This is a genomic window from Fusibacter sp. A1, from assembly GCF_004125825.1.
Classification (GTDB): domain Bacteria; phylum Bacillota; class Clostridia; order Peptostreptococcales; family Acidaminobacteraceae; genus QQWI01.
In genome coordinates, this window is sequence record NZ_QQWI01000001.1 from 220,486 (window position 1) to 246,913 (window position 26,428).

Genomic DNA, 26,428 nt, shown 5'->3' on the forward strand with positions numbered 1-26,428 from the left:
TGGGTTAGAAAGAGAACTTCACATCAGTAGCAGTATTCTTTTATGGTGACAACCATCACCTTTGATCTAATCTTCCCCCTAGACCAGCTCGCTTATTTCCACTTCGAATAACCAAACGAACCATCGTCTCTGATCGAGGTCACCTCAAAGAAAGGATAGCTAAGATGCCACTCTTCTTCATTGGGATCAAACATTAGATAATCATATTCCAAAAGGTTCTTACCGAATCCTGTCGGCTTCTCGCTGCTAAAGCGATAGTACTTCATAGTAAGCGATGTCGATATACCTGTTTCGATTTCGATTTCAGTTGCGATTTGAGCTCCTAAAGCCACTAACTCAAACTCATATTCGTCGAACAGACGCATGAAGTTCTCTACGCTGTCATCAGCAATGTTTGCAACAATGCTTACTTCTTTGGTTCGCATGTATTCAAAGATTTCAATGTGAAACCTTTTAATATGGATCTCTTCCTCTCCAAGAGTGATGACACCGTATTCCTCTTTGAGACCATCCTGTATCTGATACAAGTTGAAGGCTTCAAGCTTTAGCACCTCGGAATAACTATATTGCGATGCGACTCCATCCTTAACCGCTAAGATAGCAACTTTGACTTCTCTATCAGAATGAATACCTTCCACGGTTAATCCATCAATTAACTCGTCCTCGAGCACCCAGTAGTTTTCGCCCGCCTCGTTGTTGATTGCCGCCCATTCATTACCTTTTACTCCTAAAAAGGCCATATAATAGTCCGCATCACCCTTATCCCATGTCACTTCAATAGATGTATTCGACAGTGCCGCTATGGTCACATTCGTCGGTGCTTTAGTCTGTGGATTGGTTAGTGCTGTAAACTCATCTATAGTGAGCATTTTGGATTTATCCATCGAAGTGAACAAGTTCACCGGTACGCAAAAGTTAAGGTTCTGACCTTCAACTAAAAAAGTTGTGATTCCGATTAGCTCACCATACTCATCCAATAGAGCACCACCGCTAGATCCTGGACTCACAGGTGCTGTAATTTGAATGATTACTTCCCTTATCGAACTAATGATTCCTTCAGACAAGGTGTTGATGAGCCCTTGAGGACTGCCTATCGTATAGATCTTCTGGCCTTTTTGTAAATCAAGTTCTTGTTTTACAGTTAGCGGTGTGACGGATGTGTCCTCAATTTGTAGCGCAGCTAAATCCAGATCGATGTCATACCCCGTTATGTAGACGTTTCCCTTATAGATGGAACCATCTTCATGTTCTATCTCAATGGTCTGCGCTTGGTCGATCACATGAAGATTTGTTCCGATTTTACCTGATTCATAATAGAATCCGCTGCCTAAGTAGTTCTCTCCCGTGTAGGTTTTTACATGTAACTTGACTAGGCTACCTGAAAGCGACGCAATTTCAGTAGTTGTAAGCTTTTTCTTCTCTACAACAGGAAGGCTTGCACCATAGGTTTTAGGACTATGGGCGTCCAATATCCTCTTGAATACCACCAAGGATTGTTCTTCGCTTGTGGGACTGCCTGGTGCGATCCTGTTGTCTCCTACTCCGGAAAGTATGCCGTTGTTTTTCGCCTTATACACTGCTGACCGTGCCCATGAGCTGATCTGAGCATGGTCTTCGAACAGTACGGTTCCCTCTGCAAGTTCGATTCCAGCTAGTTCAAGGGTTCTCACCATGAATACCGCAAGCTGCTCTCTTGTCAGTGAGCCGCTCGGATCAAACCGATTGTCACCCACACCTGTAGTGATTCCAATTGTCGCAGCTTTTAAACTGTTTTCATCTGTCGTATCGGTAAACTTTATTTCGGGATTGACCACAATCTGAGTTCCGGTGATCTCTTCATAAAGCTTGACCGACAGATACACAAATCGCTCTCTAGTGATATCACCTTGATAGTTGTCAAATGCAGAATCCCTTAACACTTGATACGATGACAAGGAATCAAGTGACTCTTTCGACCAATTTGATGGACTACCAGCTGCAAAAGTTACTGAACTGGCCAGTAAAAGTATCAAAAATACATGAATGACTTTACGCATTACATCCTCCCGCTACACACAATCGGTCGTAACCGATTCCCGCTTGTTTTTAGTGTATCCATTTTCTTATCACACTTTCCGAATCGCGCAATCATTGACCCTTTAAAACAAAAAAGGCAGCCAATTAGGCTGCTCATCATTATAGTTAACGGCAACCTGGCAATCATAGCTTAAACACCTTAGACCCATGGCTTTGCGTCTCAACCTTTCAGTTGATTTGCTCATTATTCGATTTTGGACTCCCGTACAGTATAACTCATTTTTAAGCATTAAAAACACTAATTTGTTAGGGATTTGCTTTTTTTTTTGAACCTTTCTCAATTTTCTGAACGTCTTGTCGGCCTTAATGGGATATTTCCTTGATTGAATTACCACCTACTCTTTCACTAAGAAGGGTCTTTACAATTGGTATCTAGAGTTTTATACTTAAATTACACACTGTTGTGTAATTTAAGTATAAAAGGAGCTCTTATGCAAGCAATCATGGAAACCATTTTTAATGTACTTTACCTTTCAACAGTCATTACTTTAGGTCTTATCATGTTAAGCCATACCAAAGAAAACAAGATGAATCGCCTATTCGGTGCGATGACCTTGCTTCTCGGTTTTGGTGACGCCTTTCATCTTGTACCAAGATCCTACGCACTCTTCACAACCGGTCTAGAAGCAAACGCGACAGCACTTGGTTTTGGTAAGTTCGTCACCTCGATCACCATGACCGTTTTTTATGTCATACTCTATAGAATCTGGATTGAAAAATACCGGGTACAGGAGTCAAAGACCCTTTCAATGACTATCTACTCACTTGCTGTCATTAGAATCGTTCTTTGCCTATTCCCACAGAATGACTGGTTCAACTTTTATCAACCGGTTAGCTGGGGAATCTACAGAAACCTTCCATTTGCCATCATGGGAGCAATCATACTCGTGCTCTTCTATCAGCAGGCTAAAAAACAGAGCGATCTTATTTTCAAGTTCATGTGGCTCGCCATCACACTGTCCTTCGGGTTTTATGTTCCCGTCGTACTCTGGGCAAAAACCTATTCATGGATCGGAATGCTTATGATTCCAAAAACAATCGCCTACGTTTGGATTGTCATTATGGGTTTCAAGCAGATGAGGCAGACGATCAAAGGGCGCATGTAATCATATCATGTGCCCTTTTTATGCTATACTGTAGAAAGATTAAAAGAGAGGTTTTACCATGCTTATAAAAAACGGCACACTTTACACCATTGAAAATGGAATTCTAGAAACAACCGATCTACGGGTGACAGGTGATAAAATCACTGAAATCGCTAAGGACATAAAGCCCAAAGCGCGCGAAGAAGTCATCGACGCAGCAGGAAAACTCGTATTCCCCGGATTTATCGACGCGCATTGCCATGTCGGCATGTGGGAAGAAGGTATTGGCTTTGAAGGTTCTGACGGCAATGAGGCAACCGATCCGATCACGCCGCATCTGCGGGCGATCGATGCGATCAATCCAAGGGATGAGGCCTTCGAACTGGCCTTAAAGGGCGGGGTGACAACTGCTTGTACTGGCCCTGGCAGCGCAAACGTGATTGGTGGAACCTTTACTGTCATGAAGCTGCACGGTCACCGAGTGGATGATATGGTCATCCGTGACAACATGGCGATGAAATGCGCATTTGGCGAGAATCCTAAAAGAGTGTATGCCGACAAAAAAATCACGCCGTCCACACGAATGGGAACAGCGGCTCTTCTTCGACAAACCTTAGCTAAAGCCAAGGAATATCTGGTGAAAATCGAAAGCGCAGCAGGCGATGTGTCAAAACTGCCGACTTACGACATGAAACTGGACGCGATGTTACCCGTACTAAAAAAAGAAATCCCGCTAAAGGCACATGCGCATCGTGCGGACGACATCTTTACTGCAATAAGAATCGCTAAGGAGTTCGATGTCAACCTGACCCTAGAACACTGTACAGAAGGTCATCTGATCGCTAGTGATCTTGCAAAAGAAGGCTTTAGCGCCGTTGTCGGTCCTAGTTTTGGGAACAAATCAAAATTCGAACTGAATGAAAAGTCCTTTGTTACACCAGGTGTACTCCAACAAGCCGGAGTCAAAGTAGCCATAATGACAGACAGCCCTGTCATTCCGCTAGAATACCTACCCATGTGCGCAAGCCTTGCCGTTAAAGCGGGCATGAGTGAAGCAGAAGCCCTAAAAGCGATCACCCTCCACCCCGCACAAATCATAGAAGTGGACGACCGAATCGGTAGTTTAGTAGTTGGCAAAGATGCAGATATCGTCATTTGGGACAGGCATCCATTTGACTTACACGCCGTTGCAGAAAAAATCATCGTAAACGGAATTACTATTTTCTAACAAAAAAACGACAGTTCGCAAGAACTGTCGTTTTAGCACCTAATTACCAATCACCAATCACAAAATTCCCATCAATTCCCCAACATCATCTATCAACACAGTGGCGTTTTCAAGCTCTTTAGTAGTCCCGAACCCGTACCTGCAACCGATCGTCTGCATATTATTTTTAATACCTGCCTCCATGTCCATCCAACGGTCACCTATCATGAGGGCATTTTCATGCTGATTCCCTCTTAGGATACTCAGTATCTGCCATTTAGGCAGGTAATCATACGCTTGTGAAGTGATAAACTCATCAAAATAGTCATCCAGACCAAACTGTTTTTTATGAGCCTGCATATAGCCGTCGCTGCAGTTGCTGATAAAGACAAGTCGATAGCCCTGTTGCCTCAAATAACGGAGCACCTTAAGCGAATGCTTGTATAACCTCGCCTCGCCTTTTTCGATTCGTCTGTTCATTTCTGTGCCTATTAACATGCCGGCTTCTTGCTTTAAAGCCTCTGGAAGGTCAGGCATAAAGGCCTGCCACATGGCTTCTTTGTTGTATCCCAGCCATTTTGCGATTTCGTCATCAGCCCAGCTTCTTTCATTTGCGTAGCCGTGCTCGACCAGATAATCGAACGCCTTTCTGAAAGCAGGCGCATAAACAGCGATTGAATCGTGTAGGGTGCCGTCGTAATCGAAGTACAGGGTTTTGATATTCCTTTTAAGCATGCTGGATTTCTGACATGAGATTTGCCATCTCGATGGCAGTGGCAGCGGCTTCAGAACCCTTGTTACCCGCCTTTGTTCCCGCACGTTCGATGGCCTGTTCAATCGAATCGGTCGTCAGTACTCCAAAGATGATCGGTACACCCGTATCAAGGGATGCGCTCGCAACGCCCTTTGATACCTCGCTCGATACCACTTCAAAGTGAGGTGTCGCCCCTCTGATCACAGCGCCTAGCGTGATTACCGCGTCATAGCGGCCCGATACAGCAAGCTTTTTTGCGATCAGCGGTATTTCAAAGGCGCCAGGCACCCACGTGATTTCGATTTCTTCCTCTTTGACACCGTGTCGTTTTAAGGTGTCTAGCGCTCCACCGAGCAGCTTTGATCCGATAAACTCGTTGAATCTTCCAACCACGATACCGAACTTCTTGCCTTGTGCGATTAAATTCCCTTCAAAGATTCTCATGTGTTTCCTCCTAGAATTTTAGTAGATGTCCCATTTTTTCTTGCTTGGTCTTTAAATAGAATGCGTTCTTTTCATTGTGATTCATCTGAATGCCGATCCTTTCGACCACGTTGATGCCATAGCCCCTTAAACCGGATAGTTTTTTAGGATTGTTGGTCATCATTCTGATGTTATGCGCGCCAAGATCCTGAAGAATCTGTGCTCCGATACCGTAATCTCTTAGGTCCTCATCGAACCCGAGTGCCAGATTGGCTTCAACGGTATCCATGCCCTGATCCTGAAGCGCATAGGCCTTGATCTTGTTGATAAGACCGATACCACGGCCTTCTTGTCTCATGTAGAGCAAGATTCCTTTTCCGTTTTTCTCTATCGCGGCAAGTGCTGAGCTAAGCTGATCTCCGCAGTCGCACCTTAAGGATCCGAAAGCGTCTCCTGTGAGACACTCGGAGTGTACCCTTATCAGCGTCGGCTCGTTGGTGATCTCCCCTTTTACAAGGGCTACATGATGTTCGCCGTTTAACTTGTTGACATAGCCGATCATTCTAAAGCTTCCGTATGCCGTTGGCATATCAGCTTCTGAAACCCGCTCGATCAGGCTGTCGTTCTTACGCCTGTAGGCGATCAGGTCTGCGATTGTCACCATTTTAAGGTCATGCTTTAGCACATAGCTTTCAAGGTCATTTACCCTTGCCATCGATCCGTCGTCGTTCATGATCTCACAGATCACACCCGCCGGATCAAGCCCCGCAAGTCTTGCAAAATCTACAGCTGCCTCTGTATGCCCTGCACGCTTCAATACGCCTCCCGCCTTGGCTCTAAGTGGAAAGATATGGCCTGGCCTTGTAAAGTCAGCTCCTGTGGATTCTTTTGCTATCAGCTTTTGTATGGTCAGCGCGCGTTCTCCGGCTGAGATCCCTGTTGTGGTATCCACATGATCCACAGACACGGTGAAGGCGGTCTCTTTTGGGTCTGAACTCTTCTTCACCATCGCATGTAGGTCAAGTTCTGTGAGCCTCTCAGGTTCCATCGGCATGCAGATCAGTCCACGGCCGTGTGTCGCCATGAAGTTGATCGCTTCTGTCGTCGCGAACTGGGCGGCCATCAAGAGGTCGCCTTCGTTTTCCCTGTCCTCATCGTCTACAACCACGATCATCTTACCTTTTTTGATGTCTTCAATTGCTTCTTCAATCGCATTGAACCCCATGTGCATACTCCTTATAAAAATCCGTAGTCTTTTAAAAAATCCATCGAAATACGTGATTCTGCCGTCTTGAAGGTAGCGAACCTTTCGATGTATTTTCCTACCACATCGCATTCCAGATTCACCATGTCTCCAGTACCCTTGTCAAGCAGTGTGGTCTCCTTTGCCGTCATCGGTATGACAGAAACCTCAAAGTCTCTATCACTCACACTTGTCACTGTGAGGCTGATTCCGTCTATGGCCACAGATCCCTTTTCAATCACATACCTTAAAACCTGAGGACCGGCTGTGATCGTCAGTCTGAGTGCGTTGTCATCATCGATTCTTTTAACGATCGCACCCGTACCGTCGATATGTCCCGATACGATATGACCTCCGAACCTGCTTCCTACAAGCATCGCCCTTTCAAGGTTGACATAGCTTCCGACCGTTAGGCTCTTGAAGTTGGTCCTATCCATCGTTTCCGGCATGACATCCGCGCTAAACTCCTTATCCGTATGGCTTGTCACCGTCAGGCAGACGCCGTTTGTACAAATGCTGTCCCCCGGTTTCACATCGCTTAGCACCTTATTTGCTTCAATGGTCAGTACGATCGACTGTCTTCCTCTTTTCATTCTTTTTACAATCCCGGTTTCTTCAATAAGTCCTGTAAACATCGCTCACCTCCTCACTTTCATACGAACCATCACATCGTCTTCAATCTGCTTGACCTCTATCAGGTCGAAGTAGGTCGCATCGCTCATGTTCTCGACACCGATTCCGCCAACCGGTGAACTGGCTGCGTAGCCGCCTACCACTTTTGGTGCGATAAAACTGATCACCTCATCGACGATTCCAGCAGTCAGCGCACCCGCGTTTAAGGTTGATCCGCCCTCTAAAAGTACGCTGTCTATTCCCAGACTATAAAGTCTCTCCATCAGGTTATCAAGATCCACTCTTCCATCCATGCTAGGTGTCTTAATCATCTCAATGCCTTTCAAGGTAAGTTCTGCTTCCTTTTCAGGATCTATCAGTTCAGTGGTAGCAAGGATCACACCTCCCTTTTGGTGCTCTGAGAGCAGCTTCGCATCAAGGGGCAATCGCCCTTTTGCATCCACGATGATTGGTCTTGGGTTAAGTCCTTTGACCAGCTCAAGCCTTGTCGTCAGGCTTGGATCATCTGCAAGTACCGTACCTATGCCTACCATGATCCCCATCATGTCGTGGCGCATGGCATGCACATGCTCCCTCGACCTAGCGCACGAGATCCATTTCGAATCGCCGGTTTTTGTCGCTATTTTCCCATCAAGGGTCATGGCGGTTTTCATCGTCACGTAGGGTTTGTTCTCTAAGATATACTTTAAGAAATAGCGGTTCATGTCACGAATCTCTGATTCGAGCATACCGACTGTGACCTTGATGCCGTGTTCCTCTAGTTTTTTTATGCCTTTACCAGCAACAAGCGGGTTGGGGTCTTTTAACCCTATCACGACCTCGCTAAATCCCTTCTCGATGATCAGATCAACGCAGGGCGGTGTCTTTCCGTAATGCGAGCATGGTTCGAGTGTCACATAGATTGTCGCGCCTTTTAGGTCTTCTGTCGCGTCATTAACCGCGTTGACTTCCGCATGCGGTCCTCCGAACTCTTTATGGTAACCTCGTCCGATCACCCTGTTGTTTTTTACAATGACGGCTCCGACAAGCGGGTTGGGGTTCACATATCCCGTTCCGAGCCTTGCGAGCGCGATGGCCTGTTTCATATACTGCATGTCCTTATCCCTCATTTCAACAATAGGTATTACCACTTAAATACGAAAAAACGCCCTGAAGAAGTAGCTTCAGGGCGTGACCATACAAAAATACACACAAAAAAACATCGTTTTTTTGCATCATAAACCTTCTTCCATCCAGACTTTACTGTCGGTCTTGGAATTACACCAAGTCAGCCGTTAGGCTCGCGGACTATCACCGCCGGTCGGGAATTACACCCTGCCCTGAAGGTACTATTCAATTATCGACACAAGTATAACACAATCGATTTTAATCTTCAACCGCTTCAACTGTATCTTTTGAGAGGACGGAATCCCCTTCATAAAGTTTAGGAAACACCTTACGATCGATAAAATAGTTTACAGCGACAATGAATGTCGTCAAGATACCGATTGTCGCAACCGTAGCAAATGCTGTGGAATATCCACCTTTTTCAACGATCCAACCCATGATGACCCTGCCGCTTGCACTACCCACAAAGTAGGCGATGTTCCTAAAACTGTTCACCCTTCCCCTATGTGAAGACGGGACACGCCTGGACATATAGGGAGAGGACCCCAGCATGTTGACAATCTCACCGATGGTGAAGGCGAACATCATCACAAAGAAGATGTAGTAGGCGGGCCTGTTCATGATGATGACATAGCTGATACCGATCAGAAGCTGGCCCATGAACACTTTAGGTAGCTCGTGCAGCCTTCTAAAAAGATAAGTGAGTATCGGTGTGCACGAGATGACCACAAACGCGTTGAAACTTGCTACAAATCCAAAATATTTTGACCCCAGATCCACACCGAACATGTCGGTCATGTACATGGGAAGGACAAAACTCCACTGGTCGTATACGAAGGCGGCGAAGAAAAAGACGATCAGCTGAATGAGAATCGACGGTCTCTCTTTAAAGATGCCCGAAACCTTCGCATCATGCTCGATGGTGTCCTCATACTCATTCTTTTCACTTTCGTCAAGGGAGCTGACATCGATGACCTTTACAAAAATCACAATCAATATGGTGGACGACAGCGTCGTGAGTCCGTCAAGTACAAAGGCAAGGCTCAGGTAATTGGCAAACAGCAGACCCCCAATGGCCGCCCCGAACATGAACCCCAGATTATGCCCCAGATACATGAGGCTGTATACCTTTTCACGTTCATTGGGCTTTGTCACATCCGCAACAAGGGCCTCGAAGGCCGGTCCCTCCATATTGGCAAACAGACCTGCGATGACAAAGAAGACCATCATCAAGTTACCAGGCTCGACAAAAGCACATAACATGAAGAAAAAGATCGAGATTGAGTCGAAAATAACAATCAGTTTTTTTCTGCTGAACTTATCGGCAAGTTTTCCGCCGATGATATTGGCAGGTAAAAAGAGCACCCCGACCCCTAAAAAGATATAGGCGATTGTTGTGGGGCTATACCCTATTTTGTCTTTCATGATCAGTGTAAGTAGCGGCCAGATGAAGGCTCCCATATTGGTGACCATACGTCCGATAAAAATCACATACGCCGAACGCGACAAACCTTTATACTGCGAAAATATCTCGATGATCTTTCTCATTAAGCACCTCCAAGCAGACTTAGCTTACTTTAATTCAAGTATTCCTAACTAGAGTTACAGCAATTTTGACAAGTACTTCAACTCATCCGATCCAGACTCCATCAACTGCTGCAAGAGATCGTTCATGAAGGTCTTATGGTGTTCAAGCGTCTTCGAAAACGACTGGATCACCTCGACTGCAAGTGTTGGTGTCAGTGTTACCTTGTTTGCACAAAGGCCTATGAGCACCGCTTTGATAAGAAAGACCCTCACCACAAGCATGGTGTATCCGGCATAAGGGTCACCCTGTTCAGAAAATGGATACATGCTCTTATACATCGTATTTACGATGTAGTTTTCAAAAATACGCTCATGCCTGACCATAAAGGGTTCGACATGTCTGATCGCGTTAAGTTCATAAAGAGAGTAACTGTTCGAACCGGGTTTGGACCTTTTGATTTCTAGACCTTGTTTTGCAGCCTTTAGAAGCTTTCCGAACGTCTGATTTTCAATTTGCTTGTCACCGTCCAGAACGTTTGTGTTTTCAATAAAAAAGTTAAGCTGCTGACGGTAGTCCGGGCGGAGTTTTTTAAGGTAATTTACATACTCCTTGTTCAGCACTTTATTTTTGCATTTTTTTAGAGTAGCTGGTACACCTTCTATATTGCCGCTCGCATGCATGGGAAGAATACGCTCGTGCATCTCGCCCAGCAAATGCAGCCGTTTTACAAGTGGGTAGTCGCTGTTTTTCAAAAGATCCATCGAAAACGCCCTAAGTTCGTTGAAATACTTAGCCGGGTGATGTTTCAGTGAAGGGTCTTTCGTCGCCACCTGTTGGGTGATGATGAACCGCGACGCATCGACATCCGCCTCTTCAATCATCAGGCTGCCGCCATCGAGTAAAACCATTCTGGCAACCTCAGGGCATGACATGGTGGCAGACAGTTCAAGTACGCCATCCACCAAATTGACAACACGCGGGTAAGCATTGCAAACTTTAGATAAAGCCGTTTCGCCATGGGTCCTTTGAATATCGCAAAGGTCGTCACTCGCTAAAAATGGACACCGCTTGGTACCCGATAACACCATTCTCCCATAATCGATTCCCTTGTCATAGCAGTCGTTATTGAGGATCACATCGGAGGATAACCTTTCAAAGAGCGGTGAATCTTTTCTGCTCTTGTAGCCTTTATATGTCTCGATATCGATATCCACATCCCATCCGATGCAACAATTGTCAGTGCAGCTGCTTCCGATACATTTAAAATCTTTCATATAAGTCATGCGTCTAATACGCTCATTAACCATTTCATCCCTCACAGTCGTCATTTGCTATCATACATACCCAAAATTATGGTTCTTTACATATTACTCTAGTATAAACGTTATGATTTTACTAGTAAATAGTGTGTCCTTCAAGCTAACCCTAGACGATATCATTTCCACAATCTGATAAAACAGTGTATTATATTAAGAGACCCTAAATAATTTCATGTAGCTCCTGTTACATTTATCCATAAGATTGGAGACAACCTATGAAAGACCTGACACAAGGTAAACTGCTGAACCACCTATATCATCTGGCCCTACCGTCAATAGGCGGTATGCTCGCATTTTCGCTGTTCAACCTCACCGACACCTACTTTGTAGGTAAACTGGGTACAGAATCACTTGCAGCAATGGGATTCACCTTTCCGATCGTCATGATCGCAGGTGCCATATCCTCAGGAATCAGCACAGGAGCCGCTTCTGTAATTTCAAGAGCCGCAGGAAACAAAGACCGCAAGACCATGCGCAGAACGGCAACCGACGGCATTTTGCTTTCTATCGTAATCGTCGCCATCTTTTCGACCTTGGGGCTCTTGACCATGGACCTGCTGTTTCCGCTGCTGGGCGCCAAAGGGGATACGCTTCCCCTTGTAAAATCCTATATGACCGTCTGGTATTCCTTTGTCATCGTCGTATTGATGCCGCCCATCGGCGATGCGGCCATGCGTGCTGTCGGTGACACCTATCGTCCCTTTAAGGTCATGATCACCTGCGCGCTACTCAATATGATCCTAGACCCGATCTTTATCTTCGGGTGGTTGGGTTTTCCGGCGCTTGGCATACAGGGTGCGGCCATTGCTACGGTGATATCAAGGGCAGTGGGCATGGTCATGACGCTTTCTTTCAACCATTTTTACCATCAGTTGATTGACTTTCATGTGCCAAAATATAAGGAAATCCTAGACTCCTGGTCCAAAATTCTTACCATCGGCATACCGGGCATCGGAGTATCGCTGATCCCTCAGTTGGTTCGAATGGCCTTAACCACGCTTGCCGCCTATACCGGTGGAACACTGGCAGTCGCAGCGGTTGCAGCAGGTAGCAGAATCGAAGGGTTCTCACTGATGATCGCAACAGCCATCGGTATCAGTATCGTTCCGCTAGTGGGTCAAAACTACGGTGCCGGCGCTTTTGACCGAGTCAAGGACATCCGTAGACTGCTCAACCGCGCTTCATTTGTCGTGGGTACGGGCATGTTTCTACTCATCCTTGTCATTGCAAAGCCTGTAGTGCTTCTATTTACACAAGATCCAGCAGTAGTCGGCCTGACTGTCACCTACTTAAGGGTGATGACGATAGCAAGCATAGGCCTTAATCTATACAACTTCACCAACCAGTCACTCAACGCAATCGGTCAGTCCCTGACAGCGCTTAAGATAAACGCTTTCGGCACCATCTGCATCCTTTTGCCGCTCATGTTCTTTGGTTCCAGAATATCCTTCACCCTCCTCATCGCAGGACTGGCCACAGGACAAGTTCTAGTTGGAATGGTCAGCATGTACTTCGGCAATCGAATTCTGGCACCGACCAACCTAAAAGCCTTAAGTGAAAAGGCCTCATAATTGCATAAATCATTCAAAAACCCCTTATCAGACTTTGTAAGTCCAATAAGGGGTTTCATCATTTTATCATACTAAACTTCAGTCAATCCATTGTAATAGATAAACATTGCAATTCACCATAGGGTTAGAAGTTATTTTAAATTGATTCTATTCGTAACCACTTGCATCGGAAAGCTTTCCATGATCACAACAGGATAAAATTCGACTTCATCTCCAACCATAAGTTCACTAAGGTTAAAGTTTTTTACCGCCTCAAAGGTCGGCACATAATATTCTCCATCATCAGTGCTTTTGCCATAGAGTACCATTTGTCCTTCGTCACCTTTATTAATGGCTAGAATTTCAATTTTGATATATGCAGACACATCGTATAGTTCTGCGATGTTTACGTTCTCGCCTCTTCTGATCAGGTCGATATCATAGGCTTTACCTACTTCAAGTTTTGTCTCACCAAAATAGTCACTGCTGATGACTTCCTCTTTAACTTGAATCTCAACGGTCTGATGACCGTCCACTTCAATTACGCTAACCAGAACGCCTTGTGTTGATTCAATCGCAAGTCCCATTGAAGTAAATCTCCTTGAAAAGTCTTCAATAAGATAAGGCACAGCGCTATAGCCTCCATTTTCCTTCTCTACTAGTATTACCGTCTCGCCCAAATAGAGCTTATCAATATCCGCTTGATCGGCTTTATACACAGCAGCTATGTCACCAGTAAGCACGTGGATCTCACCTTCATCAATCTGAATCACTTCACCAACAATATCAAAGCGCGGTTGTTCTGGGCTTGTCGTCACGGCAGTCTCCTTTGATGTTTCCTGTGTAATTTCCTTTGCAGTATCAGTTGCCTGTGTAACGACACCATCCTTATCAGTGCTTTGTTTTTGGCATCCTACAGTAAACAGTGACGCCATGATTAGACCAAACGCTATTAATTTTTTCATCGTAATTCTCCTTTTCATTGATACGTATAAGACGCTTGATCTAAATAAATAGTTCCCACCTTAGCAAAACAGTTTCAGAATTACGATATTCTTTAATCATTAATCGTTTGTTTTCTTAAGTTCATAATGAAGTTCAGCAAATTGATTGAACTGCCTCATACCCTTTAACTTCAACTCCGTTTCAAAATCAAACTCTTTGAATAGCGGTATCCCACGACCTATTATAGTTGGTGCTATAGTAATAATAAACTCATCGACTAATCTTTCCTTAATAAAGAACTGAAGAAGATTTCCGCCACCAACAATCCATATGTTTTGTCCCTCTGACTCCTTTATTCTATTTGTAAATTCAACTATGTCACTATTAATAAATTCCACATGCTCGTTTTTCTCACATGTTGATTTCGAAAACACATAACATTTTTTATTTTTATAAGGAAAATTTCCTTTTTCCATATCCATTATCCAGTCATATGTTCTTCTGCCCATCAAAATAGTATCGACAGTATTGTAAAATTCGGAGTAACCGTTATCTCCTTCACCCTCTATTTTAAATAACCACTCCAAAGAATCCTTTTCTGTCGCAATATACCCGTCCAAACTTGTGGCAATGAATAGGATTAATTTTCTTTTATTTGACATTTATATTCCTCCGCTCATTATATAGTTCACTTTGATTTTATAAGGTAGACATACTGTAATTAGCTAGCAATATACTACAAGTTATCATTTGATTACTGCTTCACTCTCGCTTATTATAACATTAATTTGTGTTATACTGTAACTAGCCATTATTGTAATAAGTTACTAATTATAAAGTATCATCTTTACCATTAAACCAACTGACTCACTGTAGTTTTTCAAGGAGGTAAAATGAGAAAAAATTTCATATCCTTTATTTTAGGCATAATTCTATTGATCATCAGTTCCAGTTTCATCTTAGACTTTATTAAGACTACCAATCAAGACGGATTCAGTCAGATCCAACTTACTCTTACTGAAGATGTTGAGATTAATCAAATAAGGGCTACTCTTAACGAAGAAGTCAGCACTTTAAGCATCTCACAAGATAAAGAAGTCCGTGGCGAGATTTCTCTTTTAATTCGATTTGATTCGTTGGAAAAAAACGTGTTGGACCAATTGGTAAGAAAACTAACCGATTTATATGGGGACTCGATCTTTATTAATGGAACATTGACTGTTGGCGGTTTTGAACGGACATTATTCTCGTATGTCCTATTGGGCTTTGCAGTAGCTGTTTTTTTACTTGGTATCTATTTTTGTGTTTCCGTTATGAGAAACAAAGCTTTGGATTAAGAGCTTCACAGAATTAGATCGATGTAAATTATTTCAAAATTAAATTAAATCCCCTGTTTGCATACGCATACAGGGGATTTGTAATATCGTTACATAGCTTCTCTTTAAAAAATCACACTACTGAATACTAATATCGTCAATAGCAAGATTTCCACTGCTCTTAAAATAAGTAAATCTTAGTTGAGATGTGCTTTTATCAAGTGCAATCGAAACAGTTGTGCCAGTTGTCGGTAATGAAGATAGGCTATCAAGCTGTGACCAGCTTGTGCCATCAAACTTTTCAACCAACAGGTAAGAAGCACTGTTTACACCGTTACCTTTTATCCAGAAGCTCACTGATCCGTTACCCATCAGGTAAAACTCAGGGCTAGTGATCTGATTTCCGGCAGAGCTCATCTTAATCGATGGTGCGGATTGACCGTAGTTTCCATTTGAGGTGTATACACCTAAACCATCAGAAAATGTCCAATCAGCAGGAATACCAGATGTGATTGTCGATTTTGTTCCTATCACACTGTCAAAACCTTCACTTATTGAAGTCGGTGCCGGAGGAAGCGTCACATTGATTGTGCAGCTTGAAGCGATATTGCCATCCACCGATGTAGCCGTAACCACTGCCGTGCCCGGAGAAACAGCTGTGATGTTTCCATTTGCTACTGTGATTACACTTGAATTGCTACTAGTCCAAATTACCGTCTGATCTGTCGCATTGGTTGGTAGAACCGTCGCCACTAAAACATTCGTCGTACCGATGATCATGTCAACGTTTGTCTTATCAAGTCCGACACTCGCCACATGAATCACAGGATCTGTCACTGTCACTGTACATGTCGCTGTATAATTTCCGTCAGTGGATGTCACAGTTATGACCGCTGTACCTTGGCTGATGCCGGTAACAAGACCGTTATTAACCGTAGCTACAGCGCTGTTGCTGCTTGACCATGTCACAGACTGATCGGTAGCTTCTATAGGCGCAAGCGATGCGTTTAACGTAAAGCTGCTTCCTGTATCCATCGACTGAGTTGACTTATCCAGTGTGATACCGGTTACTGCGATGACAGAACTTGTACCTTCCAGTTTAATGTCATCGATTGCTAAATTGCCTGTGCTTTTTGTATAAGTAAATCTTAACTGGCTGACACCTTGTGGTACAGAAGCGTTTATAACCGTGCCGTTTACAGGCAAGTTAGTAAGACTTGTCAGTGTACTCCATGAGTTGTTCGTATATTTTTCAATCAGAAGCATAGAAGAAGCATCTGTTCCATTTCCTTTTGCCCATAACGACAAAGTACCCTGAGCCGTTAAATTGAATGTCGGTGTCACTAACGAGTGACCTGTGCTCGAGAACTTGATGGATGGAGACGAGTTTCCGTAGTTGCCTGAGCTTGTATAAACCCCCATGCCAGAACTTGTTGTCCATCCTGTAGGAAGTCCGGAGGATATTGACGAACTAGATCCAACGACTCCGTCAAATCCTTCATCAATTAGCGTAACCGGTGCTGATGGAGCGACTATTACAGAACAGGCTGCCTTTTTACCGCCATCTACTGTCGTAACTGTTATCACGGCAGTACCTTCAGCAACTGCTGTCACTGTTCCCGAACTTACTGTCGCAACACTCTCATTGCTTGAACTCCACGTGACTGATTTATCAGATGCGTCTGTCGGTAAGACCGAAGCTGCCAGTGAAAGCTGCTGGCCGACATCTAGCGATGCACTGGTTACATCTAGCGTCACACCTTGCACTGCGATAGACGAGCTTGCGGCTTCTAGTTTGATGTCATCGATAGCCAGGTTTCCTGTGCTTTTTGTATAGGTGAACCTTAACTTATTTGTATCACTTGAAACGTTGAAGTTCAAAGTAGTTTCTACTGCTGGTAAGTTTGATACAAGTGAAACCGTGCTCCAAGTAGTGCCTTCATATTTTTCAATCAATAAGCTGGATAGGTTATCTGTTGCATTACCCTTTAACCAGAATGACAAGGTCGCGTTGTTATTGATAGTAAATGTTTCTGTTTCTATCTGTTGACCTGTAGAACCAAATTTCAAAGAGGGTGATGAGGCGCCAAAGTTCCCTGTTGATGTATAGACGCCGACACCTGATGAGACTGTCCAACCTGCAGGAATTCCCGACGAAATGCTAGAACTTGACCCTATCACGCTGTCAAAGCCCTCATTGACTACTACCGCAACGACATTCGCTGTTACTGTAACGGCGCAAGTTGCAGTTTTATTGCCATCCTCTGTGGTTGCCGTCACTACTGCGGACCCTTCAGAAACACCCTTCACAACTCCATTCACAACAGTCGCTATGTTTGAATCGCTACTGGTCCAAGTAACGTTTGTGTTGGTCGCTTCTGCTGGAAGCATACTGGCAACTAAAATGCTCTTTTGACCTTGGTCAAGTGTCAAGGCGCTCGTGTTTAGAGTCACGCCCGTCACAGCGACTGGTATGGTTCCTTGAGGCGCGCCATAAGAATCAAATGCATAGGTATCTGTATTCCAGGGGTCGTAAGTAGGTGTCGCCCATGGTTCCGCCTGAGTCTGGTTCATTTCAGAAGGTGCGAGTGGATTTGGTGTGTTGATGCCTTTTGAATGGTTGACACCGTCAAAGCCGATATAGCTCTCTGGCGTCGATAACCAGTCCACGATGTTCACAGAAAGAATATTTGCAGTTCCAGCGCTTTTGTAACCCGGATGAGTTGATTTTGCACTTCCAGAACCTTGATTTTTGTATTTTGGAGTATCATCCTCAATCGGTGATGAATCACCTATAAACGCGGCCTTTCCGGCGCTTGGTTTTGAAATTACAACATAAGGTCCTTCAGCAGTACCGCCGTAGTAGATGCCCTCATCAGCAGCATTGTTCCATTTGGTCGGTAAATCCGTATCCGAAAGATAAACGATACCTTTTGCCTTGTTGCCATCGACAATGGCAAGGGTTGAACCTGCAGCCATTAGAATAGGTTGCACGTCTTGAGTGATACCTTCAGAATCTGAAGGTGAAGCGATTCCGCTAAAACCTGCGATAAGATTCATCGCGTTGAACCTAAATCTAACCCCAAAGTTTTCAGCCAACCAGCCCTTTGTGGCATCTTGCGGATTTCGCAGGTCGCCATATTCGCCACCCATATTGTAAGCGGCGTCTGTAGACCTATTGTAACCGTTATAGGTTTCTGTTGAATCCCAAGTGTTTAAGTTTCTATCCGCATTGTAGTGGTCTGAAATAAAGTAGATCCCTTTGCCAGCATCAACAAACTGCTTGAGCGCAGCGTATTCTGAAATCGTGAATGGGCGATTTGCCTCTGCCATGATAAACACATCGGCATCCTTGATCGCGTCATAGGTGATTACCGCCTCATTTATCGAAACGTTTTCCGGCTGCCTATCATCATAAAATCTGATCACACCATCGCTGTTCTTGTCGATGCCGCGATATTCTCTTACAGTATAGCCATGCGCCACAAGATCATCTGCAAAATCTGAAAATGCGCCGTCTAAAACCCAGTCTGCCTGACCGGCTGTTTCTGCATGTGAATTATCAAATAATACCAACTTACCGTTGTTTGTTTCAGCACTCGGATACTTGATTGGTATCTCATTGTTCCAAGTATAGTCTGCCACCGTAGCAGCAAAATATGAATTGCTACTGAAGCAAAGTATTGCCACTAATAAATACGCTAAACTCTTCCTTAGCACTGCCTTGTTCATATTAACTCCCCCTAAATTTTCTATATCTGAATTTTCTGACTTCCTAAATATAACATAAAAAAAATTCATTAGCTTTATAAACTAATGATAAATATAATGTCATTATTATTTTAACGTTTTGTAATATTCATACACAAAAATTATTTTTTACGCACTCGAAACTTTACTTAGATTTATACTCAATATCAATTGTGGATCATACTAACAATATCCTTTTTCAATTACGCCATACCTTGCACAATTGCAGGCTTCAGGCCGAGTCTTTTAAGATACACTTATACTGATTCCACTATTTAATGACTTAGAGCCTGAAAAAAGACTCCCACCGATACCGATGAGAGTCTTTTAGTTAGCTTAGTTCACTGCCTATGAATTTTTGACTTTCTACTTGATGGTAAGTAGATTCTCCAATAGTTGCGCCATTTCAGCACGAGTCGCCAAACCTTTTGGATTCAACTTTTCGTTGTTTCCTGAAACAACTCCAGCTTCAACGCAGATTCTCATCGCTTCTTTGGCATAAGAAGCAATCATATCTGTATCTAAGAAGTCACCTAAATTCTTTTCAGATGCTGTTTCTGGTAACTCATTTGCTACTAAAAGTGTCTTGTAAAGCATTGTAATCAGATCCTGTCTGCTGATTGCAGCATCTGGAGCATACATATTCTTACCGATTCCGTTAGAGATGCCAAGACGTTTAGCTGTCGCTAGGTAACCTGTATAATAAGTATCTCCCGCATCTGAGAAGTTCTCTGTCATATTGACATCCGCTTCGATTCCAAATGCTCTCAAAGTCATGACAATAAACTGACCTCTTGTGATATTAGCATCCGGACTGAACGTCGATCCACTTGTACCATTTGCTATATCGCGTGCTGCGACATAAGAAACTGCATTGTAATACCAGTTGGATTCTGTAACATCTTCAAACTGTTTCTGATCGTATCCGATCATGTAAGTTGAGAAGTGAGAAGTTACAAAGTCAATGCTCTTTGTCTCTTCATTGTAGTTTCCTTTGATTTTAGTAAGTTTTCCATCCTCATCCACATAGTAGACAACGATTGAATGTTTCTTTTCATTAGCTTTCAACGTGTATGGCAAACTGATCAGAACAGCACCTTTTCCAAAGGATGTGATCTGCTTCTCACCAGCTGTTACAGCGAAATCGTAGACTGGTCTGTCGCCAACTTTCTTTTGTACATTGCTCGAAAGTGTCTTAGTGTCAATTTTTGCGATACCGACTGTGATGTCTGCATCTGCTGCTTCTGAATTAATCGACTTGATTGCTTCACCTGCAAATTGAATACTGCCTAATCCAGTGTTGAACTTGACTTTGACATTTGATTCTGTCGCGATTTGATTGAATGAATCCTTTGGTATAACCACTTCCACATTATTATCTTCAGTAGTTGTATCTACTTTGAACTCAAGTACTGCTTTTCCACCGCTGGCTTCTGCAAGCTTCACTTCATCCAGTAATTGAGCCGCACTAGCTGCTTCTACTGTTGCTGTTATCTTACCGTTCACTTTGACCGTCTGAGCAACAGTAATTGATTTTACAACTGCTGAGCCTTCAGGTACTTGTGGAGTATTGATTACTGTATCATCCGATTTTTTAGGATTGTTCTTTTCCTTTTTGTCCTTGTCCTTGTCCTTGTCTTTATCTTTATCCTTCTCAGCTATAGTACATACAATATCGCCTCGGTCACGAACCCTTACTCGTGGTCCCATGGTATCAATTGAAGACAATCCAGTAGCTGTTATGTTTGATCCAACTGCTAAGTTATCAATGGATTTGTCCTTTGTGATATAACCGTCGATGAATACACGACAGACTTTATCTGTGCTATCTTTTACATAAATACTTTCCACAACATTATTAGAGTATTCAATGCTTGTGATTTCACCAGATACCTTGACAAGACTTCCCAAACTGTTACCATTTGATGCCTCTTCTGTAGTTTCTACAATTGGCGATGGTAATGGGTTTATCTCTGAATCAATTATTGTAATCTTTTGAACAGCGATTTGACGCTCTCCATTGTATGAGCTTGACTTACCTGTTATTTGAACAGTCTGACCTGCTCTAACATCACCTGCAACAGGGAATGCATTGATTCCTGCAGTGCCATCTTGTACATAGATACAATCAAAGAATGCTGTATCCTTGTCATAACCAGAAGCATTTGATGTCACAGTACCTTGAATAGTGAATATTTCTCCTTCTTCTGCAGCATGTACAGCTGATATGGCTGAAATTTCAACTTCATTAACAGAATTCACTATGCTTTCTAAGATAGTAAAATTACTGTAAGCAGGAGTCGCATAACTATCCATTGCAACTTGAATTTCAAAATTACTCATAAACGCAGATCCTGCGACAATTACTGTAGCAGTATTTCCGTTTTCGTAAGTTACTTTTTCTGAAGCCGCAACCATATACTTATCTGAGTATTTAGGTACGCTGACTCCTTCAATACCTGTAGTGCCGTCTTTATCATCATCAGATGAATAGCTTGTTTCAAATCCGTATACCATAGGACTGATCACAGAAGGTAATGTCGCGCTAGGCAAACCATCTTCACCGATCGCATAGATTGTTGAACCACCGTAACAAGAATATACCTGTTCTGCTGGAATTACAGTCTTCACAAATTCATTGTTCAAATTGTATTCTGTCAGATAAAGACGTTGCGGTTGTCCACCATTATTGATATTGTCCTTCACTTCATCATCTGACACTCTTAGATTTGACCCCAGTGCCGCAAGCAATTTATTCTGTTGAGCTGACATTTGCTCATCGGCTGGTAATGTGAACTCAGTACCATCCGAGTATTTGCTATAACTTTCATAGTAGTCGCCCCAGCCAGTGATGATCACTGCTTTACCGGTTTGCGCAAATGCTTTGATCGCAGCGATTTCCTCATCCGAGTAACTCTTGAATCCAATCAGGAAAGCATTACCGTTACGTCGCGTAGGAGGTGTCAAGATAAGCATCTCGAACTTAGGATTTTGTGCTGCTGCAATAAGTTCTTCGCTTGTTGCTAGTTCAACAACACGAACATCTGAGTTTACTGCCATGTCAGCAAAGTTACCCATACTGTCCTTATAATTACCACTTACATATTCATTGTTATGGCTTGCATCAATACCTACATAAACAAGTTTTTGAGCATCACGTACATTGAGTTCCAAATCTTGAGTAAATGTTTTTTCCTGCCCATTTACTAAAACAACCGCTGTTACTGTCAATTTAGTTGTGTTTGCTTCAGTCGGAGTAAATTCGAAAGTATGTTTCAATGTGCCCGTTGAAACAATTTCATTGTTCAATGCTTCAGAACCTAAAACTTGTTCTCCTTGCTTGTACTCAATCGACTTTACAGTTACTGTTTCTGTTTCATTATTAAACAGTGTTGTCGTAAAGTTGATTGCTTCACCTGTAACCGGTAGTTTAGTTGTAGTTTCAAACGAGCTGATTCCAACAAGTGGCGCTTGCCCTATCCACACTGGTGCGGTTACAGCGATATTTTTATCGGCTTCTGTTACTCTCGCATAGTAATAACCTTGTATTGAAGGAAGTTCAAAATTCCAATCAACAGCATTGCTGTCAAATGCTTTACTTGCAACAACACGTCCACCGTTTGAGACGATTTCTACTTTAGAGATCACATCATCACTATCAGGATCATCCACTTTGACCACAAATTGAAGTGCCGTCTCTGGAATCACTCCGATAACGCTTCCCATCATTTGGTCGTTGACTGAATAGCTGATGTTAAGATTCTTGTCTTCAGTTGTATATAAAGACATATTCTTTAGACCTTCAAGCAAACCTTGTTTGCTCAGCTGATCTGTGATGATGACAGTACGAGCCGTATTGGCATTTCCCCAACGACCTTTATGGTTATCTTGGTTGTTGGTAGGAGCGACATGCCATCCTTTATCAAGAGCTTTCGTATATTCGCTGTAACTTGGGAAGTAACCGCCAGATCCAATCGCTCCTTCACCGTTACCTACCTCGATAGCAACCATCTTGTTATCATAGGCTGGTGACCAATACGCAAAGTCAGAAAAAGTTCCGAAGGTAGTACCAGGATGATTGAACTGCGATAAGTTCGCAAGTGGATCAGTATTTTGAATCAATGATTCATAATATGCTTTCATACCTTCATCGCCGGTTTTATTGTTAAGCGTTTTGTTGTTTCTACTTATAAGACCGACAGAGTTGAACGTGTTGATATGTCCAGGTCCGCCTGACCAAGTCATTTCGAAACCTGGGAACGCAAGTACTGATCCCGCATGACTTTCGTTAAATGTGTCCATTGTAGAAACATACGAGTTCCATAATTCAAGACTTGATGAAGTCATCAACGTTTTGTCATTCAGCGCTTCAGCAGGGTTTGATGCTGAAGTGGAATCAAAATAATTCGAATGATCTGTAAAGGATACGAAATCAACATTATCTGCTGATGGAATATTTGCTAAATAATTCAGACCGTCGGTAAGTGTACCAGAACCGTCCGAGTACTGAGCGGTATGTCCATGTAATTGACCGAAGTATGGCATAAACCGAGGAGTTCCTACAGTGAACGTCCAAGTAAACGATGCACTTTGTCCATCCTCTCTAGTAACAGTTACTGTAGCGCTATAGTTCCCGTCCACAAGTGATTGGGTCGGAGTGCTATAAGTGACATCCTGAACAGTTGTTTGCATCGTGAGGTTGTCAATCAGTATTTCCTCACCTTTTTTAAGCGTCAATTTGACAGTAGGATTTGCTCCTGCATTTTCAAGTGTCGCAGAGACCAAAGGTGACTTATCTTCTCCTGTGCTACCATTTCTTTCAGGTGTCACAGCGATGATATGAGGTTTGTTGTCAACTAGGATAGTACATTCGGCGTTAGTCTGAAGCCCTGTAACGTCTGTAGCGACAAAAGTAAATACGATGTCTACGGCTTGAGCAGTGATTTCACTACCAGCTACTACGTACTTATAAGATCTTGTAGTCTCATCATACGTCATCACCTTATCCTTCACCATAGTATCGCCAATTACATAATTGACTTTCACATCTTGAATGCCTTTGTTGTCTTCAGCACTGATTGCAATTGTGTAATCAGTGTTTGGTCTTGCATCAAGGTAGCTTTCGTTTAAGGTAACTACTGGATTTTTTGTATCGTTCACCACATCGTAGATATTAAATCCATTGGCTTCTTTTGTTCCCACATATAGTTGTACAGAAGTCTTGTAGCATGCGACCATGGCATAGACGTCAACAACGTCATTGGCCTCAACCTGTACAGGATAGCTAGTTGCCTTATATATGTTGATAGAACCTGTCGAGTCTGTGATCACAGTAGATCCAGAAGACTTGTATTCACCAAGTGTGACATCTTTGATTTTTATAAATCTGCCAAGCATGGTAAGACCATCTTTAGTAAGTTCACTGATTGTGACTTCTTGAGCAGCTATCGGTGTTTCCGATGAGATTATTTCTGATGATAGGACGCTGGTAAGTTCAGGTAATCCGTTATATACCGTATAGCTTCCTTTCATCTTGATCACATCACCAATTTTCGCACCTTCTGGAGCGGCACCATAAACATATAGTGAATAAGTTTCACCGTCTACGACAGACTGGATAATTGGATTGCCATAACCTGTAGCAAAATAAACAATCTGCCCTGTAACCATGATATCCTTAGACCCGCTTGGCAGACTCAGTACATCTTTAATAGTAAGTATAGCATTAGGGTCTTTGATCGTATATTCCGAGGTCAGTACATCACTGTTAGCAATGCCTTCAGATGTCGCAAGCGCCTTCAACGTGATCACATCACCCGCAGAGCCGTTGATTGCAACTCCGTCTACATAGATAGCACTACCAGTTGTCGGTTGACTTCCGTCTACAGTATAATAAATAACTGCGTTGTCTTTATTGCTCTTGAGAGTAATAAGTGTACCGTTTTCAACGATTCCCGATTCGGGTGTAGAGATGATAAGCAGCTTATCCTCACTTCCAACCTTGCTCATATCAACGATTTCTACTTCCAATGTGTCTTTGTAAGCATACATACGAACTTTAGCGTTGATTACGTCACCCGCTACAATGCCAACAAAAGAAGACAAATCAACAGAAGGATAAATCTTAATAGATGACTCACCTTGAGTAAGTGTTGATGTATCTGTCAGTGTAACACCCTCAAGACCGATGATTTCACACATGTGGTCATAACCTGCGGTTTTACCTTCTGGCGTGGCAATCAGTTGAGCTATCGTAGCAGTACCAAGATCAGGGACTTCATTACCTGACGATACAATGGTTATCACAGATTCATTCACCCCAGATAATTGAATCAGGTTGTAATAAACTGCTCTTTTTCCAATGGCGATGATTTCATCACCAACCTTCAATCCAGAGGCACTTGCTGTAAGATACAGGCACATCGCTCCTGAGTTGTCTTGTATATAAACGCTTGTTCCTTTGATATAAGAAACAACCCCTTTTGTCTTTACGTTTTCAGTTCCTACATCCATAGCTTTTACATCAGCTATTGATGATGGATTAGAGGCATTCACAGTGTACGTGAATGTAGCTACATCACTATTTGAAATTCCTTCCTTCGATGCGCGAACATAGTAAGTTGAATCGACAGTGACTCTGATAGATGAGCCAGTAGTCCAGTTCACCTCGTCAGCTGAAACCGTGTTGTACTGGATAACAGCATTTTCTGTACTGCTTGAAAACGTTATCTCAGTGTCCGGATTTATTGTCGCTGTTCCAATACTTGCAGTAGGAGTGGCGCATTTAGTTTCTGCACTTGGAGTTCCAGTTCTAGGATTAGGAGTAGTTACCTCAAAATCCGCTCCATTGTCATCCGTATCAAGACCTTCAGCAATTCTTACGATGGCATTAGTACTAGATGGTGCAGGAGCGGCGCTAGATCCTTCGAACTCAGTCGCAGAACCGTATCCCACATAATCTACAACGTCCGTATCGTCTTTTCCTGTAACATTTTCGTTATTCTTTGCCAGAGCAATTTTCCCTTTTGATTGGCTCATTCCAATAGTTCCAATCACATTAGGTGTCGGTAGTGGAGCACCGGTTGATGATGCGCTACCTTCCTGAATCAGGTAATGTGCACCTGCATCAATGGTACCTGTCAGTTCTGTGATCCCTGAAAAGGCCCCAGTTGAGCTGGCATATTGCACTGACCATCCAGTCAGATCAACCGCTGAAGCGGTTGGATTATAAAGCTCGATAAAATCATTAGTATATGGCGCATTGGTTCCACCACCGCCACCGTAGACTTGACTAATGATCACATGATTTGCCGCATCTAGCGCAAAAGTCGGCATAGGTACGATTACTGTACCAAAAACCAACAAAAAAGCCAGAAGCATACTTAAATGCCTTTTAAACTTAATTTTCATATTGACCCCCTAAGATCGTTGTGTTCAGAGACAAAAATAGCCACCGAATGGAGATCGATGGCATTTTGTCACTGAGTTGTCC

General features: G+C 43.2%; 16 protein-coding genes and 2 riboswitches. Of the genes, 4 read left to right on the forward strand and 12 right to left on the reverse strand.

Annotated elements, in window-relative coordinates:
• Window positions 1-92: 92 nt before the first annotated feature.
• Complete coding sequence (locus DWB64_RS00920) at window positions 93-2,036, reverse strand: trypsin-like peptidase domain-containing protein (protein WP_129486298.1); 1,944 nt, start codon at window positions 2,034-2,036, stop codon at window positions 93-95.
• A gap of 147 nt (window positions 2,037-2,183) precedes the next feature.
• Window positions 2,184-2,268: riboswitch (cyclic di-GMP riboswitch) on the reverse strand.
• A 239-nt stretch (window positions 2,269-2,507) separates the two neighbouring features.
• On the opposite strand from DWB64_RS00920, the gene DWB64_RS00925 reads away from it, so the two are divergent.
• On the forward strand, window positions 2,508-3,182 hold the full coding sequence (locus tag DWB64_RS00925) for a hypothetical protein (protein WP_129486299.1): 675 nt from the start codon (window positions 2,508-2,510) through the stop codon (window positions 3,180-3,182).
• A gap of 58 nt (window positions 3,183-3,240) precedes the next feature.
• The gene (locus tag DWB64_RS00930; RefSeq protein WP_129486300.1) at window positions 3,241-4,389 is read left to right on the forward strand and encodes an amidohydrolase; all 1,149 of its coding nucleotides are present in this window, start codon (window positions 3,241-3,243) and stop codon (window positions 4,387-4,389) included.
• Between the two features lie 57 nt (window positions 4,390-4,446).
• Here DWB64_RS00930 and DWB64_RS00935 read toward each other — a convergent pair whose 3' ends face one another.
• From DWB64_RS00935 to fliB, 7 genes are all read right to left on the reverse strand, one after another.
• Window positions 4,447-5,103: an HAD family hydrolase gene (locus tag DWB64_RS00935; RefSeq protein WP_129486301.1), complete on the reverse strand. Its 657-nt coding sequence runs from the start codon at window positions 5,101-5,103 to the stop codon at window positions 4,447-4,449.
• Window positions 5,096-5,566, reverse strand: coding sequence for a 6,7-dimethyl-8-ribityllumazine synthase (gene ribE, locus DWB64_RS00940; RefSeq protein ID WP_129486302.1), 471 nt, complete (start codon window positions 5,564-5,566; stop codon window positions 5,096-5,098). Before ribE ends, DWB64_RS00935 begins: the two co-directional genes overlap by 8 nt.
• A 10-nt stretch (window positions 5,567-5,576) precedes the next feature.
• Entirely contained in the window at window positions 5,577-6,770 is a 1,194-nt protein-coding gene (locus DWB64_RS00945; protein WP_129486303.1) for a bifunctional 3,4-dihydroxy-2-butanone-4-phosphate synthase/GTP cyclohydrolase II, read from the reverse strand.
• An 11-nt stretch (window positions 6,771-6,781) separates the two neighbouring features.
• Entirely contained in the window at window positions 6,782-7,423 is a 642-nt protein-coding gene (locus DWB64_RS00950) for a riboflavin synthase (RefSeq protein WP_129486304.1), read from the reverse strand.
• A gap of 3 nt (window positions 7,424-7,426) precedes the next feature.
• Window positions 7,427-8,515 (reverse strand): bifunctional diaminohydroxyphosphoribosylaminopyrimidine deaminase/5-amino-6-(5-phosphoribosylamino)uracil reductase RibD, encoded by a 1,089-nt coding sequence (gene ribD, locus DWB64_RS00955; RefSeq protein ID WP_243118930.1) that lies wholly within the window; start codon window positions 8,513-8,515, stop codon window positions 7,427-7,429.
• A gap of 122 nt (window positions 8,516-8,637) precedes the next feature.
• Window positions 8,638-8,752: riboswitch (FMN riboswitch) on the reverse strand.
• A gap of 34 nt (window positions 8,753-8,786) precedes the next feature.
• The gene (locus tag DWB64_RS00960) at window positions 8,787-10,076 is read right to left on the reverse strand and encodes an MFS transporter (protein ID WP_129486305.1); all 1,290 of its coding nucleotides are present in this window, start codon (window positions 10,074-10,076) and stop codon (window positions 8,787-8,789) included.
• Window positions 10,077-10,130: 54 nt separating this feature from the next.
• The gene (gene fliB, locus DWB64_RS00965; RefSeq protein ID WP_129486306.1) at window positions 10,131-11,363 is read right to left on the reverse strand and encodes a flagellin lysine-N-methylase; all 1,233 of its coding nucleotides are present in this window, start codon (window positions 11,361-11,363) and stop codon (window positions 10,131-10,133) included.
• 227 nt (window positions 11,364-11,590) lie between these two features.
• Between fliB and DWB64_RS00970 the strand changes: the two genes are divergently transcribed.
• Window positions 11,591-12,946, forward strand: coding sequence for an MATE family efflux transporter (locus DWB64_RS00970; RefSeq protein ID WP_129486307.1), 1,356 nt, complete (start codon window positions 11,591-11,593; stop codon window positions 12,944-12,946).
• A gap of 131 nt (window positions 12,947-13,077) precedes the next feature.
• On the opposite strand, the gene DWB64_RS00975 is transcribed toward DWB64_RS00970, so the two are convergent.
• Entirely contained in the window at window positions 13,078-13,890 is an 813-nt protein-coding gene (locus tag DWB64_RS00975; RefSeq protein WP_129486308.1) for a hypothetical protein, read from the reverse strand.
• Between the two features lie 99 nt (window positions 13,891-13,989).
• A complete protein-coding gene (locus DWB64_RS00980) occupies window positions 13,990-14,532 on the reverse strand; it encodes a dihydrofolate reductase family protein (RefSeq protein WP_129486309.1) in 543 nt (180 codons plus the stop codon).
• 231 nt (window positions 14,533-14,763) lie between these two features.
• Here DWB64_RS00980 and DWB64_RS00985 point away from each other — a divergent pair, with 231 nt between their 5' ends.
• A complete protein-coding gene (locus tag DWB64_RS00985) occupies window positions 14,764-15,207 on the forward strand; it encodes a hypothetical protein (RefSeq protein ID WP_129486310.1) in 444 nt (147 codons plus the stop codon).
• 117 nt (window positions 15,208-15,324) lie between these two features.
• On the opposite strand, the gene DWB64_RS00990 is transcribed toward DWB64_RS00985, so the two are convergent.
• Complete coding sequence (locus tag DWB64_RS00990) at window positions 15,325-18,918, reverse strand: Ig domain-containing protein (protein ID WP_129486311.1); 3,594 nt, start codon at window positions 18,916-18,918, stop codon at window positions 15,325-15,327.
• 384 nt (window positions 18,919-19,302) lie between these two features.
• Window positions 19,303-26,346 (reverse strand): S-layer homology domain-containing protein, encoded by a 7,044-nt coding sequence (locus tag DWB64_RS00995; protein WP_129486312.1) that lies wholly within the window; start codon window positions 26,344-26,346, stop codon window positions 19,303-19,305.
• Window positions 26,347-26,428: the final 82 nt, after the last annotated feature.